Origin of the sequence: Pseudomonas sp. BO3-4, assembly GCF_034044115.1 — a bacterium.
In the GTDB taxonomy this organism is placed as follows: domain Bacteria; phylum Pseudomonadota; class Gammaproteobacteria; order Pseudomonadales; family Pseudomonadaceae; genus Aquipseudomonas; species Aquipseudomonas alloputida.
Map to the genome: position 1 here is coordinate 3,554,031 of NZ_CP139018.1, position 18,322 is coordinate 3,572,352.

General features: G+C 63.2%; 16 protein-coding genes. 7 read left to right on the plus strand and 9 right to left on the minus strand.

Translation table 11 applies throughout. The features are described from left to right. The first annotated feature begins 42 nt into the window (after positions 1-42). Both REH59_RS16570 and REH59_RS16575 read left to right on the plus strand, forming a co-directional pair. On the plus strand, positions 43-1,263 hold the full coding sequence (locus REH59_RS16570) for a putative DNA modification/repair radical SAM protein (protein ID WP_003248106.1): 1,221 nt from the start codon (positions 43-45) through the stop codon (positions 1,261-1,263). After that, positions 1,254-2,102, plus strand: coding sequence for a TIGR03915 family putative DNA repair protein (locus tag REH59_RS16575; protein ID WP_014861078.1), 849 nt, complete (start codon positions 1,254-1,256; stop codon positions 2,100-2,102). Before REH59_RS16570 ends, REH59_RS16575 begins: the two co-directional genes overlap by 10 nt. Positions 2,103-2,163: 61 nt before the next feature. On the opposite strand, the gene REH59_RS16580 is transcribed toward REH59_RS16575, so the two are convergent. From REH59_RS16580 to REH59_RS16590, 3 genes are all read right to left on the minus strand, one after another. Beyond that, a complete protein-coding gene (locus REH59_RS16580; RefSeq protein ID WP_014861077.1) occupies positions 2,164-3,135 on the minus strand; it encodes a biotin-dependent carboxyltransferase family protein in 972 nt (323 codons plus the stop codon). Next, positions 3,132-4,019, minus strand: coding sequence for a 5-oxoprolinase subunit B family protein (locus tag REH59_RS16585; RefSeq protein WP_014861076.1), 888 nt, complete (start codon positions 4,017-4,019; stop codon positions 3,132-3,134). Before REH59_RS16585 ends, REH59_RS16580 begins: the two co-directional genes overlap by 4 nt. Positions 4,020-4,111: 92 nt before the next feature. Further along, on the minus strand, positions 4,112-4,870 hold the full coding sequence (locus REH59_RS16590) for a 5-oxoprolinase subunit PxpA (RefSeq protein ID WP_004576703.1): 759 nt from the start codon (positions 4,868-4,870) through the stop codon (positions 4,112-4,114). 120 nt (positions 4,871-4,990) lie between these two features. Between REH59_RS16590 and REH59_RS16595 the strand changes: the two genes are divergently transcribed. The 4 genes from REH59_RS16595 (at position 4,991) to REH59_RS16610 (ending at position 9,679) form a co-directional block, all read left to right on the plus strand. Then, a complete protein-coding gene (locus REH59_RS16595) occupies positions 4,991-5,908 on the plus strand; it encodes a LysR family transcriptional regulator (RefSeq protein WP_014861075.1) in 918 nt (305 codons plus the stop codon). Positions 5,909-6,099: 191 nt separating this feature from the next. Continuing rightward, a complete protein-coding gene (gene treS / locus REH59_RS16600) occupies positions 6,100-8,166 on the plus strand; it encodes a maltose alpha-D-glucosyltransferase (RefSeq protein ID WP_014859281.1) in 2,067 nt (688 codons plus the stop codon). A gap of 172 nt (positions 8,167-8,338) precedes the next feature. Continuing rightward, complete coding sequence (locus tag REH59_RS16605) at positions 8,339-8,968, plus strand: riboflavin synthase (RefSeq protein WP_003248093.1); 630 nt, start codon at positions 8,339-8,341, stop codon at positions 8,966-8,968. A 9-nt stretch (positions 8,969-8,977) separates the two neighbouring features. Continuing rightward, on the plus strand, positions 8,978-9,679 hold the full coding sequence (locus tag REH59_RS16610) for a YoaK family protein (RefSeq protein WP_003248091.1): 702 nt from the start codon (positions 8,978-8,980) through the stop codon (positions 9,677-9,679). Here REH59_RS16610 and proP read toward each other — a convergent pair whose 3' ends face one another. From proP to glaH, 6 genes are all read right to left on the minus strand, one after another. After that, a complete protein-coding gene (gene proP, locus REH59_RS16615) occupies positions 9,680-11,182 on the minus strand; it encodes a glycine betaine/L-proline transporter ProP (protein ID WP_014859282.1) in 1,503 nt (500 codons plus the stop codon). Between the two features lie 158 nt (positions 11,183-11,340). Further along, positions 11,341-12,315: a porphobilinogen synthase gene (gene hemB / locus REH59_RS16620; protein ID WP_003248087.1), complete on the minus strand. Its 975-nt coding sequence runs from the start codon at positions 12,313-12,315 to the stop codon at positions 11,341-11,343. Positions 12,316-12,510: 195 nt separating this feature from the next. Next, positions 12,511-13,404, minus strand: coding sequence for a PA4780 family RIO1-like protein kinase (locus REH59_RS16625; protein WP_003248085.1), 894 nt, complete (start codon positions 13,402-13,404; stop codon positions 12,511-12,513). Positions 13,405-13,491: 87 nt separating this feature from the next. Then, complete coding sequence (gene gabP, locus REH59_RS16630; protein ID WP_014859283.1) at positions 13,492-14,883, minus strand: GABA permease; 1,392 nt, start codon at positions 14,881-14,883, stop codon at positions 13,492-13,494. A gap of 150 nt (positions 14,884-15,033) precedes the next feature. Further along, on the minus strand, positions 15,034-16,284 hold the full coding sequence (gene lhgO / locus REH59_RS16635) for an L-2-hydroxyglutarate oxidase (RefSeq protein WP_014859284.1): 1,251 nt from the start codon (positions 16,282-16,284) through the stop codon (positions 15,034-15,036). Positions 16,285-16,398: 114 nt separating this feature from the next. Next, positions 16,399-17,376 carry a glutarate dioxygenase GlaH gene (gene glaH, locus REH59_RS16640; protein WP_014859285.1) on the minus strand — a complete coding sequence of 326 codons (978 nt, stop codon included), beginning with the start codon at positions 17,374-17,376 and terminating at the stop codon, positions 16,399-16,401. 195 nt (positions 17,377-17,571) lie between these two features. Here glaH and csiR point away from each other — a divergent pair, with 195 nt between their 5' ends. After that, positions 17,572-18,267, plus strand: coding sequence for a DNA-binding transcriptional regulator CsiR (gene csiR / locus REH59_RS16645; RefSeq protein WP_003248079.1), 696 nt, complete (start codon positions 17,572-17,574; stop codon positions 18,265-18,267). The last annotated feature ends 55 nt before the right edge of the window (positions 18,268-18,322 follow it).

Below are 18,322 nucleotides of genomic sequence, written 5' to 3' on the forward strand. Positions count from 1 at the left end.
CTCAAAATACTGTATGAATATTCAGTATTGCGAGGCAGCGCCATGCAACTCATCGCCAAACTCGGCATCCTGGCCGATGCCGCCAAGTACGACGCATCTTGCGCCAGCAGCGGCGCGCCCAAGCGTAACTCGCGCGGCGCTGACGGCCTGGGTGCTACCAATGGCATGGGTATCTGTCACAGCTACACCCCCGACGGCCGCTGCGTATCACTGCTCAAGGTACTGCTGACCAACTTCTGCCTGTATGACTGCCAGTACTGCGTCAACCGCCGCTCCAGCAACGTGCCACGCGCGCGCTTCAGCCCCGAGGAAGTGGTACGCCTGACCCTGGACTTCTACCGGCGCAACTGCATCAGCGGCCTGTTCCTCAGCTCCGGCATCATCCGCTCGGCGGACTACACCATGGAGCAGCTGATCCGTGTGGCCCGGCTGCTGCGCGAAGAGCACAGCTTCCGCGGCTACATCCACCTCAAGGCCATCCCCGATGCCGACCCGCTGCTGATCGAAGAAGCCGGGCGCCTGGCCGACCGCCTCAGCGTCAACATCGAACTGCCCACCGACGCCAGCCTCAAGCGCCTGGCGCCGGAAAAGCAAGGGCGCACCATTCGCCAGGCCATGGGCGTGATTCATCAGGGCCAGCAGGCCGTGGCCAACGAGCCCAGGGCGCCGCGCTTTACCCCGGCCGGGCAGAGCACCCAAGTCATCGTCGGCGCCGACAGCACCGACGACAGTACTTTGCTGCGCAATGCCGAGTCGCTGTACCAGGGCTACGGCCTCAAGCGCGTGTACTACTCCGCCTTCAGCCCGATCCCCGACAGCCCCGGCAGCGTGCCCCTCGCCGCACCACCGCTGCTACGCGAACACCGCCTGTATCAAGCCGACTTTCTGCTGCGTGGCTATGGCTACAAGGCTGGCGAGCTGCTGGGCCACAGCGGTAACCTGGCACTGGACATCGACCCCAAGCTGGCCTGGGCGCTGGCCAACCGCGAAGTCTTCCCGCTGGACGTGAACCGCGCCGAACCTGCGCTACTGGCGCGTATCCCCGGCATCGGCCTGCGCAGCGTACAGCGCCTGGTCGCCCTGCGCCGGGAGCGGCGCATCCGTTATGACGACTTGATCCAGCTGCGCTGCGTGCTGGACAAGGCACGGCCGTTCATCGTCACCAGCGACTACCGCCCCGCCCAGGCCGAGCTGCGCAGCGGCTTGCTACGCGCGCGCTTGAGTGAGCCGCCAGCGCCCGTGCAGATGGGGTTATGGGGGTGATCGCACTCGACTGCGACGACCTGTTCGCCACCTGGCGCGACCAGGCCCGGGTGTTGTTGAGCCATGGCATCGACCCGTCGGAAGTCACCTGGTCGCAAGGCCCGATGGCGGACCTGCTGGCCGTGCCGGCAGCGCCGCCTGAAGGGCCTGGCCCTTTCCGGGCCAAAGTCCCGGCCGCACTGCTGAGCCAGTTGGAGCAGGCCTCTCGCTACCGTGGCGAACAGCGCTGGAACCTGCTGTATGAAGTGCTGTGGCGCGTCGCCCATGGCGACCGCACGGCAATGCTGGCCGGTGACCGGCTGGGCAGTGAGCTGCAACGGCGCATCAAGCAGGTAACCCGCGAGGCACATCACTTGCACGCGTTTGTACGCTTCGTGCCGCTGCCTGATGAACTGGCTGAGCACTTGCAACTGGAGCTGGTGGCCTATCACGAGCCGGCACACGACATTCTGCACAGTGCCAGCGCGCATTTTGCCGACCGCCTGGGGCGTTTGCGCTGGTTGATTGCCACGCCACAGGATGGCATTCGCTTCGACGGCCAGTCGTTCGACTACCAGCGACAGTGCCCCGAGCCCTGGCGCCAGTGGGCCCGCAATGCCGAAGACCCCGGCGCCGAACTCTGGCGCACCTACTACCGCCACACCTTCAACCCGGCCCGCCTCAACCCGGACGCCTTGCGCCTGCACATGCCTGGGCGGTTCTGGCGGCATTTGCCGGAAGGCATGCTGATACCGCAGCTTGAAGGCCTGGCGCGCCAAGGCAAACAGCGGGACGGCCAAGCCCTTGAGGTGGCCTCGCAAACCGGCAAGACCATCAGCAAACCTGCGCGCTCGGCGTAGCCGCGGAGCCCGTTGCGGCCCCGTCGGGCACAAGGCCGCTGCTACAGCGAAAACATCATGCTCAACTGAAGAGCCTGGCCAGGCAGGCCAGCTTCTTCTTGTACGAACGCCGCGCCTCCAGTGCCTGCTCCAGGCTCACCGGCAGGAACCGCGCTTGCTGGTTGGGCTGCATCTGCCCGATCAGGTCGAGGTCGGCACTGATCACCGTGCCGATCATGGCGTAGCCGCCCCCCGACACTGCATCGCGATGCAGGATGATCGGTTCCAACCCCGCCGGCACCTGGATCGATCCGATCGGGTAGCAGCTGTCGACGATATTGGACGGATCCGACCCCGCACCGAACGGCTGCTCGCGCGGTTGGAAACTCAAGGCGCTGCCGCCTTTGTAGCGATAACCGATGCGGTCCGCTTCGGAGCCAACGGTCCAGGCATCGGTGAAGAAACGTTGTGCTGCAGCTTCGGTCAGGCGGTGAAAGTACAGCCCAGGCACCACCCGCAACACCACCTCGCCCCCCAAGGCCTGACGCAGGGCCATGGGCAAGCTTGCACCGGCACGGGTCTTGCCGCTGGGCACGCCGACCGGCAGCAGGTCGCCCGCCATCAGTTTGCGCCCATGAAAGCCACCCAACGCGCCTAGCGCGTAGGTGGACCGGCTACCCAGTACCTCGGGCACATCGATGCCTCCGGCCACTGCCAGGTAGGCCCGGGCGCCCGCTGTTGGAAAGCCGAAACGCAACACTTGCCCGGCCCGCACGGCAAACGCCGTGTCCGGGCGCTGCTCGCGGCCATCGAGCAACGCTGGCATCTGCGCGCCGCACACAGCGACCAGTGCGTCCTGCTGGAACTCCAGCTCCGGCCCCACCAGCGCGCACTCCAGGCCCGCAGCGCCGGCCGGGTTGCCCACCAGGTGGTTGGCTGCGCTCAAGGCGTACTGGTCGAGTGCGCCGGACGGTGGAATGCCCAGGTGGTAGTAACCTTCGCGGCCCAGGTCCTGTACAGAAGTGGCCAAGCCCGGTTTGAGTACCTTGATCATGCCAGCACCTCCTGCAACGATTTGGGGTAGCCGACCGGGTCGGCGAGGAAGGCGTCCAGGGAAAACGTCACCGGGCGAATGCGCAGGTCGAAGCAGCCATCCTCCACCTCCGCCACCGCCTGGTCGTAGGTGCGGCGGTCGATAGGCTTGAACTGCACGATGTCACCCGGGCGGAAGAACACCATGTGCTCTTTCAGGTAATTCAAGGTCTGCTGCGGGTCGTAGATCGGTGCCGGGGTGACGCCAAACATCTGGTAGCCCCCGGCCCCGCGCACCGAGTAGATGCAACCAAAGCAGCCGCCATGGCCCAGGGTGAGCTTGGGCGTGTCGGTACGGGGGCGCAGGTACTTGGGCACCTGCAGCTGCCGCTGGCGCTCGACCATCTGGAACATGAACGGCAGGCCGGCAACAAAGCCGACCATCGACACGAACCATGGCGCGCCACTGTGGGCGGCGATGAAGGCCTCGACATCGGCCAGGCCGTTGATGCGCGCAGCGTACTCCAGGTCAGTGCTGGTCGGGTCCTGGTGGCGATCCCGAAAGCGCATCAGGGTTTCATGGGTCCAGGGGTCGTTGTACAGCACCGGGATCTCGATGATCCGCGTCTGCAACGAACGCTCGGCCACCGCCTGCGCTTCGGCGCCGCGCACGGCTTCGAGCAGTGCCTCGGGGGCGATACGGTCCGGGTCGAAGCGGACCTGGAACGACGCATTGGCCAGGCACACATCAAGCACGCCATCCAGGGCCATGCGCTCCACCGCACGGGTGACGGCCATACCCTTGAAAAAGGCCTCCAGCGACATGCTTTCGCTGACTTCGGCAAACAGGTGCTCGTCGGCGCCGAAGCTGTAACGGATCGGGGTTGTAGCAAGCGGTTCGGCCATGACAGTTCCTTTTCTTGGAATCTTTATAGAAAGGCAGGCGAAAACAAAATGCACGGGCTCCGGCGTGTCTGTTTGCCGGATGCCTGACGGGTTCAGCGCGGTGCACGCACCACGATGCCGGCCGCATCCAGTGCCTTGCGCGTGGCCTCGACCAGGTCCAGCGCGCCCGGGGTGTCACTGTGCAGGCAAATGGAATCGAATTCGATCGCCAGGTCCTGGCCTTCGACCGTGCGCACCACGCCTTGGCGGCAAGCACGCAGCACCCGCTCGGCGACGGCCTGGGGCTCATAGCCACGCACATTGCGGGTAAACACGATCGACCCGCTCAGGTCGTACTCGCGGTCGGCATAGAACTCGCGAATCACCGGCTGCCCCATTTCCTGGGCAATGCGGCAGATCACCGAACCCGGCATGCAGTACAGCAGCAACTCGGGCTCGATCACCCGCAGGTTCTGCACCAGCAAGCGCGCCGCTTCTTCGTCACGCGCCAAGTGCATGTACAGCGCCCCATGCGGCTTGATGTGCTGCAGGCGCACGCCCTGGGCACGAGCGATTTCACGCAGCGCGCCCAATTGATAGAGCATGTCGTCCACCAGTTCCTGCGCCGAGGCATTGATGTGCCGGCGGCCAAAGCCGACCAGGTCGCGGAAACCCGGGTGTGCTCCCACCGCAACCCCAAGGGCCTTGGCGCGCTCGACGGTGCGGCGCATGGTGCCGGGGTCGCCGGCGTGGAAACCGGTGGCGATGTTGGCGCTGCTGATGTAGCCCATCAGTTCGTGATCGACGCCGTCGCCAATCGTCCACGGGCCAAAGCCCTCACCCATGTCCGAGTTGAAATCCACTGCTTGCATGACCGCGTCTCCTGGCACTTGTGACTGCATGCAAGCCACGTTAGATTCTCTACACCCCCTTGGGAAGATCTATAAACAGATGGGGTACCTTCTGAAAATCAGATACCCCGGGAGCCTACCGTGTCACTCACCTTGCGCCAGGTCCGCTACTTCGTTGCCACCGCTGAAATCGGCCAGATCTCCCAAGCGGCAATCCACCTGAACATCTCCCAGTCGGCAGTGACCACGGCCATCAAGGAGCTGGAAGCGATGCTCGGCGTGCTGTTGTTCCAGCGCTCGGCCCAAGGCATGAGCCTGACCGAAGCCGGCCGGCACTTCTTGAACCGGGCCTACGTCATCCTGCGCAGTGTCGACGATGCGTTGAACAGCCCGCTTCCGGACGTGCGCGCCAGTGGCCTGTTGCGCCTGGCGGCGAGTTACACGGTGATCGGCTACTTCCTGCCGCACCACTTGCAGCGCCTGGAGCACTGGCATCCGGACGTGACCCTGGAGCTGTACGAGCAGGAGCGCAGCGCCATCGAGCAAGGCCTGCTGGAGGGGCGTTTCGACATGGCGGTGGTGCTCACCGCCAACCTCACCCACCCCGACATCGTCTCGGAAACCCTGTTCAACTCCGAGCGCCGGCTGTGGCTGCCCGGGCATCACCCACTGTGCGAGCGCTCGGCCGTGAGCCTGACCGAGGTGGCCTGTGAGCCGTTCATCCTGTTGACCGTGGATGAGGCCGAGCACAGTGCCATGCGCTACTGGGAGCAGGCCGGGCAACGGCCAAGCGTAAGGGTGCGGACCAGCTCGGTGGAGGCCGTGCGCAGCATGGTCGCCAATGGCAGCGGTGTGGCGATCCTGTCGGACCTGGTGCACCGGCCGTGGTCGCTGGAGGGCAAGCGCATCGAGACGGTGACCATCAGCGACCCGGTCACACCGATGAGCGTGGGGTTGGCCTGGCATCGGGAACGGGCATTCAGCCCGGCGATGCAGGCGGTGCGCAATTACTTTCATGATGCGTTTCTGGCACCGCAGCAGTTGTCGGCCCGGCGCTGAGCCTGCCTTTGCAAGCCCGTCCTCTTCGCGGGCGCGCCCGCTCCCACAGGTGCAGCGCAAATCTTCAGCGGTATGGGAGCCTGTGGGAGCGGGCAAGCCCGCGAAGAAACCAACACCCATCTCGGGCCGAACGTTCAGGCCGCAGCGCCGTCATAACCTGAGCCGGTGCCGACACGCAAAGAGGACGCGAAATGACCCAGCCCGACCCGTCGTACGTCAAATGGCTCGAAGACCGCGCCATGCTCAAGGCCTCCCAGGCGCGCGCCAGCCTGTACTCAGGCCAGTCGCGCCTGTGGCAACAACCGTACGCCGAGGCCCAGCCACGCCGCGCCACCGAAATCGCCTCGGTGTGGCTGACCGTCTACCCCGACGCCATCATCGCGCCCGAGGGCTGCTCGGTACTCGGTGCCCTGGCCCACGAAGCGTTGTGGAAGCGCCTGTCGGAGATTGGCGTGCAGGGGTTGCACACGGGCCCGATCAAACTGTCTGGTGGCATCCGCGGCCGCGAACTCACCCCCAGTGTGGACGGCAACTTCGACCGCATCAGCTTCGACATCGACCCGCTGTACGGCAGCGAGCAGGAACTGATCCAGATGAGCCGCATGGCCGCTGCGCACAATGCCGTGACCATCGACGACCTGATCCCCTCGCACACCGGCAAGGGCGCCGACTTCCGCCTGGCCGAGATCGCCCATGGCCCCTACCCGGGGCTGTACCACATGGTCGAGATCCGCGAAGAAGACTGGACGCTGCTGCCCGAGGTGCCCGCCGGGCGCGATGCGGTCAATTTACTGCCAGCTCAGTGTGACGAACTGAAGGCGCGCCATTACATCGTTGGCCAGCTGCAGCGGGTAATCTTCTTCGAGCCGGGCGTGAAGGAAACCGACTGGAGCGCCACGCCGCCGATCACAGGCGTCGACGGCAAGACCCGCCGCTGGGTGTACCTGCATTACTTCAAGGAAGGCCAGCCCTCGCTGAACTGGCTGGACCCTACCTTCGCCGCCCAACAAATGATCATTGGTGACGCGTTGCACGCGCTGGACTGCCTGGGTGCACGCGGCCTGCGCCTGGACGCCAACGGCTTTCTCGGCGTGGAAACCCGCGCCAGCGGCACCGCCTGGTCGGAAAGCCACCCGCTGTCGCTCGTCGGCAACCAGCTGATCGGTGGCATGATCCGCAAGGCCGGCGGTTTCAGCTTCCAGGAGCTGAACCTGACCCTCGACGACATCGCACAGATGTCCAGGGGCGGTGCCGACCTGTCCTACGATTTCATTACCCGGCCGGCCTACCAGCATGCGCTGCTGACCGGCGACACCGAGTTCCTGCGCCTGATGCTCAAGGAGATGCACGCCTTCGGCATCGACCCGGCCTCGCTGATCCATGCCCTGCAAAACCATGACGAGCTGACCGTGGAGCTGGTGCACTTCTGGACACTGCACGCGCACGACATGTACCTGTACAAGGGCCAGACCCTGCCTGGCAGCATCCTGCGCGAACATATCCGCGAAGAGATCTACGAACGGCTGTCGGGGGAGCATGCGCCGTACAACCTGCGCTTCGTGACCAACGGCATTGCCTGCACCACCGCCAGCCTGATCGCCGCTGCACTGGGTATTCGCGACCTCGAACAGATTGGCGCAACGGATATCGAATTGATCAAGAAGGTGCACCTGCTGCTGGTCATGTACAACGCCATGCAGCCGGGGGTAGTCGCCTTGTCCGGCTGGGACCTGGTCGGTGCCCTGCCCTTGCCCGCCGAAGCGGTGGCCGAACGCATGCTCGACGGCGATACCCGCTGGATTCACCGAGGCGGCTATGACCTGGCCGGGCTTGACCCACAGGCGGCGGCTTCGGTGCGTGGCATGCCGCGTGCCCGGTCGCTTTACGGCAGCCTCGACAGCCAGCTGGACGAGGGTGATTCATTTGCCTGCCAGGTGAAGAAACTGCTGGCTGTGCGCCAGGCCTACGGCATCGCCACCAGCCGTCAGGTGCTGGTACCTGAGGTACGCAGCCCAGGGCTGCTGGTGATGGTGCATGAGTTGCCAGCCGGGCGCGGTATCCAGATCACTGCGCTGAACTTCGGCCAGGAGGCAATTGCCGAGGAACTGCTGTTGACCGGCTTCACACCTGGGCCGGTGGTCGACATGATCAACGAGACGGTCGAAGGCGATTTGACCGAGGACGGGCGCCTGATGGTGAACCTGGACCCCTACGAGGCGCTGTGCCTGAGGATCGTCAACAGCAGCGGGCATGTTTGAATCTGGCGTGGCCCTGCCGTCGGCAAACCGGTTTCGCCCGCAAGCACGCCGCCTGCCCCGCGCAGGCGCCAGACTCGCAAGCCGGCTTGCCAGCCAAGAAGCCGGTCTTGCATTTACGGCGCTACGGGCATAGCGTTCGGAAGTTTTCTTTTCCGTGCCCAGGAGCAACTCCATGTACACCGGCATCGTCCAGGCCGTCCGCCCTCTGCTTGATGTGACCACCTACCCGGGCCACAACCAATTCACCATCGACCTCACCCCGGAACTGCTCGACGAACTGAAAATCGGTGCCAGCGTCAGTGTCGAAGGTACCTGCCTGTCCGTGACCGAAATCGACGGCAGCCAGGTCAGGTTCGACGCCATGACCGCTACCCTCGAACGCACCAATCTGAGCAGCTTCAAGCCTGGCCGGAGCGTGAACATCGAACGCTCAGCGAAGATGAACGCCGAAGTCGGCGGCCACCTGATGGCCGGCCACATCGCCACCACCGCCGAGATCGTCGAGCTGTCGATCAAGGAAACCGGCGCCTTCATCAAGTTCCGCATGCCGCCGCGATGGGGCAAGTACGTGTTCCCGCGCGGTTTCATCGGGGTCAATGGCTGCAGCCTGACGGTCGCTGACGTGGAGGATAACGTGATCACCATCAACCTGATCCCGGAAACCCTGCGTCAGACTACCTTCGCCAGCTACCACACAGGTGAACTGCTCAACATCGAGGTCGACCACCAGACCATGGTGCTGGTCGATGTGGTAGAGCGCACCATCAAAGGTACCCTGGCCCGCGAAAACCTGTTGCCCTGAGGCCTGCACATGCTCCCTAACGCCCTCCCCGCGCGCACAGCCAGGCGTTTGCGCCTGCAGGTAATGCGCGGTCGCGTCGGCCTTGGCCTGGTCGCCGCCCTGTCGGTGCTGGCCGGCATGACCGATGCCATCGGCTTGCTGGCACTGGGCGATTTCGTGTCGTTCATGAGTGGTAACACCACACGCCTGGCGGTGGCCATCAGTGAAGCTGACCTGGCCCTTGTGCTACGCCTCAGTGGCGCCGTACTGGGCTTCGTTGCGGGCAATGCGCTGGGTGTGCTCCTGGCTCGCGGATTGCGCCGTCGAGCCTGGCCGGTGCTGTTGGTGGTTGCCGCACTGCTGGCTTTCGCGGCAGCGTGGCCGTTGCCGGCCACCTTCCCTGCGTTGTTGGCGGCCACGCTGGCCATGGGCATGATCAATGCGGTCGTGGAACAGGTGAATGGCCTGCCCATCGGCCTGACTTACGTGACGGGCGCCCTGTCGCGTTTCGGCCGCGGTCTGGGGCGTTGGCTGCTGGGCGAGCGGCGCAATGGCTGGCGGGTCCAGTTGATACCTTGGGCCGGGATGTTGCTGGGCGCCGCGCTCGGCGCCTGGTTGCAACAACACCTGGGCCTGCAGGCGCTGGCCGGCAGTTGTGCGCTGGCCTGCGTGCTGGCATTGGTATCGCGGTTCATACCGCGCTCCTGGCAGCGTGGCTACATGCCGCGCTGATCATTCGATACGCGGGTGCTGCTGTGCCAGTTTTTCGCGCTTGGTTTCCAACTCGGCGATCTGCGCATCGATGTCCTCGATCTTCTGCTCGATGTTGTCGTGGTGCTCCTGCAGCAGTTCACGCGCCTCTTCGATGTCTGACGCCGCAGGGGCGGCGCCGCGCAGGGGCTTGTTGGCGGTTTCCTTCATGGTCAGGCCGGTGACCAGGCCGACAGCAGCGATCACCATCAGGTAATAGGCCGGCATGTACAGGTCGTTTGTGGTCTCCACCAGCCACGCAGCGAGGGTTGGAGTAAGGCCGGCGATCAGCACCGAGATATTGAAGGCGCTGGCCAGGGCGCTGTAACGGATGTGCGTGGGGAACATGGCCGGCAGCGTCGAGGCCATGACGCCGATGAAGAAGTTCAGCAACACGGCAATGATCAGCAGGCCGGCGAAAATAAGCCCAAGCACCCCACTGTTGATCAGCATGAATGCCGGAATGGCCAAGGCCAGCAGGCCGACACTGCCGACGATGATGAACGGCCGTCGGCCAAACTTGTCGCTGAGCAGGCCGATGATCGGCTGCACGAACAGCATGCCGACCATGATCGCGATGATGATCAGCACGCCATGGTCTTCGCTGTAGTGCAGGTTGTGCGACAGGTAGCTGGGCATGTAGGTAAGCAGCATGTAGTAGGTGACGTTGGTGGCGATTACCACGCCGATGCAGGTCACCAGGCTGCGCCAGTGCTGGGTGGCCACCTCCTTGAACGACACCTTGGGCCCGGAGGCCAGGCCTTCACGATCGCCCTGTTCCAGCTTGTCGACGTGCTGCTGGAACGCAGGTGTTTCTTCCAGCGCATGGCGCAGGTAAAGGCCGATGATGCCCAGCGGCAGGGCCAGGAAGAACGGCAGGCGCCAGCCCCATTCGAGGAATTGTTCTTCACCCAGCACCGTGGAAATGAGCACCACCACCCCTGCGCCCAGCACAAAGCCGGCAATCGAACCGAAATCCAGCCAGCTGCCGAGAAAGCCGCGCTTGCGGTCAGGCGCGTACTCGGCAACGAAGATCGAGGCACCGGTGTATTCGCCACCCACCGAAAAGCCCTGGGCCATCTTGGCCAGCAGCAACAGGATGGGCGCCCAGATACCAATGCTTGCATAGGACGGTATCAGGCCGATGGCGAAGGTGCTCAGGGACATGATCACGATGGTCGCGGCGAGGATTTTCTGCCGCCCGAACCTGTCGCCCAAGGCGCCGAAGAACAACCCGCCAAGGGGCCGGATCAGGAACGGCACCGAGAAGGTGGCCAAAGCCGCGATCATTTGCACGCTGGGGTCGGCGTTGGGGAAAAACACCTTGCCCAAGGCATAAGCGACGAAGCCATATACCCCAAAGTCGAACCACTCCATGGCGTTGCCCAGCGCGGCGGCCGTGATCGCCTTCTTCATCTTGGCGTCGTCGACGATGGTGATGTCCTTCAGGCCGATTGGCTGGACGCTTTTCTTGCGAGGTTTCATACCCGTATCCCTGTCGATGAATGCTCTAAGGGATCAGATACAACGGGACACTAAATAATTCAGCGCTTACTGTTTTTTTGTGTGTTTGCGGCCCCCCCCAACGGCGCCCAAAGAAAAGCCGCTGCAATGGCAGCGGCTTTCATGCCCAAGGCCTGGCTTCAGATACCGTCGCGCGCCAGGTCCATGGCGAAGTAGGTCAGGATCAGGTCGGCACCGGCACGCTTGATTGCGCCAATGCTTTCGCGCACCACCCGGCCTTCGTCGATGGCACCGGCCAGGCCACCGAACTTGATCATCGCATACTCGCCACTCACCTGGTACGCCGCCAGTGGCAGGCGCGAAGCGGCGCGGATGTCGGCGATCACATCAAGGTAGGCACCGGCCGGCTTGACCATCAGCACGTCCGCGCCTTCCTGCTCGTCGAGCAGCGACTCGCGCACCGCTTCGCGGCGGTTCATCGGGTTCATCTGGTAACTTTTGCGGTCACCCTTCAGTGCAGTGCCGCCGGCCTCACGGAACGGGCCATACAACGACGAGGCGAACTTGGTCGAGTAGGCCATGATCGCGGTGTCGTGGAAACCGGCACCGTCCAGCGCGCTGCGGATAGCTTGCACCTGGCCGTCCATCGCCGCCGAGGGGGCAATGAAGTCGGCACCGGCAGCAGCGGCGATGACGGCCTGCTTGCCCAGGTTGGCCAGGGTGGCGTCGTTGTCCACGCCATGGTCATGCAGCACGCCGCAGTGGCCGTGGCTGGTGTATTCGCAGAAGCAGGTGTCGGACATCACCACCATTTCCGGCACGGTGTCCTTGCAGATACGCGACATGCGCGCAACCAGGCCGTTTTCGTTCCAGGTGTCGCTGCCATCGGCATCCAGGTGGTGCGATACGCCAAAGGTCATCACCGACTTGATACCGGCGCGGGCATAGCGCTCGATTTCCTGGGCCAACAGCTTCTCGGGGATACGATTGACACCGGGCATGCTGGTGATCGGCACGAAATCATCGATGCCCTCTTCGACGAAAATCGGCAGGATCAGGTCTTCAAGGCGGAACTCGGTTTCCTGGAAGATCGTGCGCAGGGACTCGTTCTGGCGCAGGCGGCGGGGACGAACGGACGGGAATTGGTTGGACATGACAGCTCCAGGGAATTTGAACGGCGTATACCTTATGCCTGTCGCGCGCCAGTGAAAAGGCTAAATGACGAGATTGTGTCTTGCGTCAATGGCAACGACCGGGGTTTGCCTGTGTTGGCCTCTTCGCGGGCAAAACCGCGCCCACAAATCCCGAAGGTGCGGGTTTACCCGAGAAGAGGCCGGTACAGGAATAAATTACTGCAGCCAGGGCGGCGTCACTTCCTCTGCCTTGGCCGGCCCATGCTCAGCCTCGGCGCGTGCTGCACGGCGGCGAGCGTCGTCCATCCGGGCGGCGTCGATCTCGCGCATCACCCCGGTTACGTCAGCTTCATGTTCGTCATCCTCGAACACCCCGGTCAACGGGCTGTCGGGCAGCAACTCGCCGGCCTCGTACAACGCCCACATCTCCTGCGCATAGCGGGTGCTTTTCAGCTCCGGGGCAAAGCGCCCGAAATAATGGGCCATGTTGTCCACATCGCGCTGCAGCATGCTGAAGGCGTGATTGTTGGCGGCTGCGTCCACTGCCTGCGGCAGGTCGATGATCACCGGCCCGTCCGGGCCGAGCAGCACGTTGAACTCGGACAGGTCGCCATGCACCATTCCGGCGCACAGCATCAGCACGATCTGGCGAATGACGAAGGCGTGGAACGCGCGGGCATCCTCCGCTTCGAGGTGAACGTCGTTCAGGCGCGGGGCCGCATCACCATCGGCATCGGTGACCAGCTCCATCAGGAGCACGCCATCCTGGAAGTCGTAAGGCTTGGGCACCCTCACACCTGCGGCGGCCAAACGGAACAGCGCTGCCACTTCGGCGTTCTGCCAGGCATCTTCGGCTTCTTTGCGGCCGTACTTGCTGCCCTTGGCCATGGCCCGGGCCTGACGGCTGTTGCGTACCTTGCGGCCCTCCTGGTATTCGGCGGCCTGGCGGAAACTGCGCTTGTTGGCTTCTTTATAGACCTTGGCGCAACGTACCTCGCTGCCACAGCGCACCACGTACACAGCGGCTTCCTTGCCACTCATCAACGGCCGTAGTACTTCGTCGACAAGGCCGTCTTCGATCAACGGTTCGATTCTTTTAGGTGTCTTCATCAGGCTGCGTTCAGGGTCCTGGCTTTGTTGGCGGACATCCTCTCACAGCCTGATGCGACTTGCTCGTCTGTCTTCAGACCGGACGAATCAGGCGCCCTGCCCTACGCCAGCCACCGCCCCGCCGCGTGCCCGGCGCCGGGTCACCAGCACCCCCGAGCACACCACCAACACCGCCAGCACCATCGTCGAGACCACTTCCAGGCGATGATCCGGGCGGAACAGCATCAATACCAGTACGCCGCTGATGAACAGGATCACGCCCCAGGTCAGCCACGGGAACAGCCACATGCGGTAACCCAGTGTCTTACCCTGTGCCGCCAGGCGCTGGCGCAGGCGCAGCTGGGAAATGGCGATGACCAGATACACCAGCAAGGCAATGGCACCGGAGCTGGCCATGAGGAAGCCAAACACCTGAGCCGGCACCAGGTAGTTGGCGATCACCGCCAGGAAGGCAGCCCCCGTCGACAACAAGACTGCCACCACGGGTGTACCACTGCGGCTGGTTATCTGGGCACAGGCCGGGGCATCACCACGGCGGCTAAGCGAATAGACCATGCGCGAGGCGGTGTACAGCGACGAATTGAGGCAACTGGTCACCGACGTCAGCACCACGAAGTCGATGATGGCCTTGGCATTTGGCACGCCGAGGGTGTCCAGCACCGTGACATAAGAGCCTTCGGTCGCCAGGCGTGGGTCGGTCCACGGTACCAATGCGATGACGATGAAGATCGACAGGATGTAGAACAGCGTTATCCGCCAGATCACCGAATTGGTGGCCTTGGAAATATGCTTGCCCGCCTCGTCGGATTCAGCCGCAGCGATGGTCACCACCTCGGCCCCGAGGAACGAGAACATGGTGATCAGCATCGCGCTCAGCACCGCACCAAAGCCGTTGGGCATGAAGCCCCCCGTATCCCACAGGCGCGAGACGCCGCTGACGCCGGACCCCGGCAACAGGCCGAAAATGGCGCAAACACCCAGGGCGATGAAGCTGACGATGGCCACCACCTTGACCAGTGCCAACCAGAACTCGAACTCACCGTAATTCTTCACGCTGAACAGGTTGGTGGCCGTCAGCAGCAACGTGATCACCAACGACAACACCCAGATCTCCATCTGCGGGACCCAGGAGTTGATGATGGTAGCGGCGATATTGGCCTCGATCGGAATGATCAGCACCCAGAACCACCAGTACAGCCAACCGATGGTGTAACCGGCCCATTTGCCGATGGCGAGGTCAGCGTAGGTTGAGAACGAGCCGGTGTCCGGGGAGGCAACCGCCATTTCGGCCAGCATGCGCATCACCAGCACCACCAGGCCGCCCGCCAGGATATAAGCCAGGATGGTGGCAGGCCCCGCTTCGGCGATGGCGCGGCCAGAGCCGACAAACAGCCCGGCGCCGATCACGCCGGCAATGGACAGCATGGTGACATGCCGTGATTTCAATCCATGACTCAAATTGTTCTTGTGGGTTTGCATGGCGCTACCTTGTTGTTTTTGTCATGCCCACGCAGGGGCCGCCGGCTGCACGTCACCGACGCAGGCGCGAAAAAGCCCGCCCTGCCCTGAATGGTGAGCAGGGCAGTACGGGTTGAGTAAAACGAAACCGCAGGAGGTGTTACCGGGGTGTCAGCTGGCAGCCCTCTGGTTGGCCGACAGGTCGGCCTTGGGGAAGCTGCCGCCCTGCAGGCCGACCTGCTCGCACACCTTCTCGACGATGTAGGCGCCGATCGGGATGGCCGAGGTAGCAGCTGGCGACGGTGCGTTGCACACGTTGACACTGCGTGCGGTGTTGACGAACAGGAAATCGTCGATCAGCTTGCCGTCGCGCGACACCGCCTGGGCACGCACGCCGGCCGGGTAAGGCGTGAGGTCGGCTTTGGTAATGCTCGGGCAGTACTTCTGCACCTGCTTGAGGTACCCGCCCTTGAACAGCGAGTTCTTCATCTCGATCAGGCCCGGGCGGAAGTTCTTCGCCAGCACCTTGAGGATGCCGGGCGTGGTCAGGGTCTGGAACAGGTCGCTGGGGCTGACATCGGTCTTACGGTAGCCCTCGCGCTTCATCGCCAGCACGGCGTTGGGGCCTACGGTGACGGTGCCGTCGATCATGCGGGTCAGGTGCACCCCCAGGAAGGGCATCGACGGGTCGGGAATCGGGTAGATCAGGTGGTTGACGATCTGATTGTGCTGCTTGGGCAGCAGGTAGTATTCGCCACGGAACGGGCAGATCACGAATTCGGTACGCAGACCGAGCATGCTCACCACGCGGTCGGCCATCAGCCCCGAGCAGGTCACCAGGAAACGGCTGCGCAATTCATCGCGCTGGGTGCGCACGATCACTTCATTTGCCTGTTCCTGCAGGCCGACCACTTCTGCGCCATAGCGGATTTCGCCGCCGGCACGCTGGAACTCTGCGCCCATCGCAGCGGTGACCTGCGCGTAGTTGACGATGCCGCTGGACGGCACGAAGATGCCCCCCATACCGACGATGTTGGGCTCACGCTCGCGCAACTCGTCAGCCGACAGCCAGTAGCGTTCCAGGCCATTGGTCGCCGTGCGCTCCCACAGCGCCTTCATGCGCTGCATTTCCAGATCGTTGGTGGCGACCAGCAGCTTGCCGCACTCATCGAAACGGATGCCGTGCCGGGTGCAGAAGGCTTTGGTCGCCTTGTTGCCTTCCAGGCAGAAACGCGCCTTGAGGCTGCCGGGGGTGTAATACACGCCGGCGTGGATCACGCCACTGTTATGGCCGGTCTGATGGCGGGCCGGGCCGGACTCTTTCTCCAGCAGGAGAATCTTCGCGTCCGGGTAGACCTTGATCAGGTGCATGGCCGTGGACATGCCCACAATCCCGCCGCCAATAATGATGAAATCGTACACAGCCTTACCTCACACGCAGGCATTGCCTGGCAGGCTCACCAAGGCCCGCACGGGGCCTGGTGGCATTGTTTTGTGCAAAAACGCGTGGGCGAGCGCCCGCCCCGCGCCCTGTCATTATTGCCCGCGCTGGTACAGCGGCTTGGGGAAGGCGACGTAACCACGCTGGCGCATCAGTTCGCGGCGCAGGCCCTCGTGTGGGGTGAAGCGATCGCGGCCATGCAGCCAGAACAGGTTGTTGATCAGCAGGAAACTGCCTACGCCTACCGGTACCGAGACCTTCTTGCCGCTGCCTTCCAGCGACTCGGACAAGGCGTTCAGCCAGATACCTTCCTCGTAGTTCTCCGGCTGCACGAACTGGTCAATGTAGCGCATGGTCGGCCGGCCTTCGGTATCGGTGTCGAATACCGAATGGAACACATCTTCGGCAACCTTTTTGCTCGGCGGTGCGGTCCAGCGCATTTCGCGACGTGCCATCGGGTGACGGAAGAACGCCTCGCACTCTTCCCAGTCGTCCAGGTGCAGCAGCAGCGAGTTGCCGCCTTCCATGTTCTTTTCGTCGATTTTCAGCATCAGCACATAGTCGGTGATCTGGTTCACGAACGTACCGTCGTTGTGCAGCTCCATCACACGGTGCGGCTGGCGCAGGTAGCTGTCGGAGTTGTCGCTGTTGACCACCACGAAGCGCGCATAGAACTGGCCACTCATGGCGTCATAGTTGGAACGGCCGATCAGGTGTGCACAGGCGGTGGTGAACTTGACCATGTCTTCGGCCTGGCTCACGTCGTCCAGGCCGATCGGGGTAATCAGCATGCCACCTGTGGCGCGGTCGAGGATGGTGTTGAGCAGCACAGGGCGCAGCGTGCCCTGGCACAGCTCGTCAAGGATTTCGCCTACGCGAAAACGCAGGAACGACTTGTACTCCAATGCCTGCACCGGCCATTGGGCAACGGCCTGCACGAACGCTTCGACGGTTTCCCGGGCAAAGGTCAATTCAAGCAGGCGCGGCGACTGTTTCGAGGGGGCGATGGTGTAGCCCTGCGGTTCGAGCGGCAGTGGCATGACAAGTTCGTCGATCTGCGTAAAGGCGTTCATGGCAGTGTCCTGGCTAAAAAAGTAGGTGGCGCCGTCCGGTCATGACCTGGATCAGTGCGGGCGAGGTAAAAATATCGCCACTAAGTAAAAATGTCTACATTTTTATGTTTCAACGACACTAGCCGCGTTTGTCCATTGTTTTTCGTCGGCAGAGGGTTTCGGTATGATCGGCAAAACGTTTTGAGGAACAGGATCTTGGAAGCGCTCGCCCCCCGACAAAACTCAGCATTCAGCGGGTATGAGAGGCTCAAGAAGGACATCATCCGCGGGGTGTTCAAGCCCGGTGAAAAGCTATTGATGAGCGCCCTCAAGGAACGCTACGACCTCGGTGTGGGCCCGCTGCGCGAAGCACTGTCGCAACTGGTGGCCGAGCACCTGGTCAACGCGATCAGTCAGAAAGGCTACCGGGTAGCGCCCATGTCGCTGGATGAGATGAACGACATCTACGACGCCCGCGCCAACCTGGAAGCGATGATCATTGCCCTGGCCATCGAGCGCGGTGACGATGCCTGGGAGGCGTCGGTGCTGGCCCACTCGCATACTTTGGCCAAGGTGGTGGAAGTGAAAACCCGCGAGCAGCGGCTGGATGTGTGGGACGAGCGGCACAAGGCGTTCCATACTGCCATTGCCTCGGGCTGCGGCTCCAAGCACCTGCTGCAGGCACGCACCTACCTGTTCGATCAGGCCGAGCGCTACCGCCACCTGTGGCTGACGCAGACGGTGTTTTCCGAACAGGCGCTGGCGCTCAAGCGCCAGGAGCATGCGGCACTGGTCGAGGTGATCCTCGCCCGGGATGCCAAAACTGCCAGCGCCATGATGCGCTCGCACCTGATGACACCGGTACCGATCATTGCGCAGATCATGCATGCCGAAGGCATCGGTGCCCGCTAGATGAATTTTTCTTAAATCGCCGGTTGTCTATTCTTTGGCACAATCAGTTCTCCAT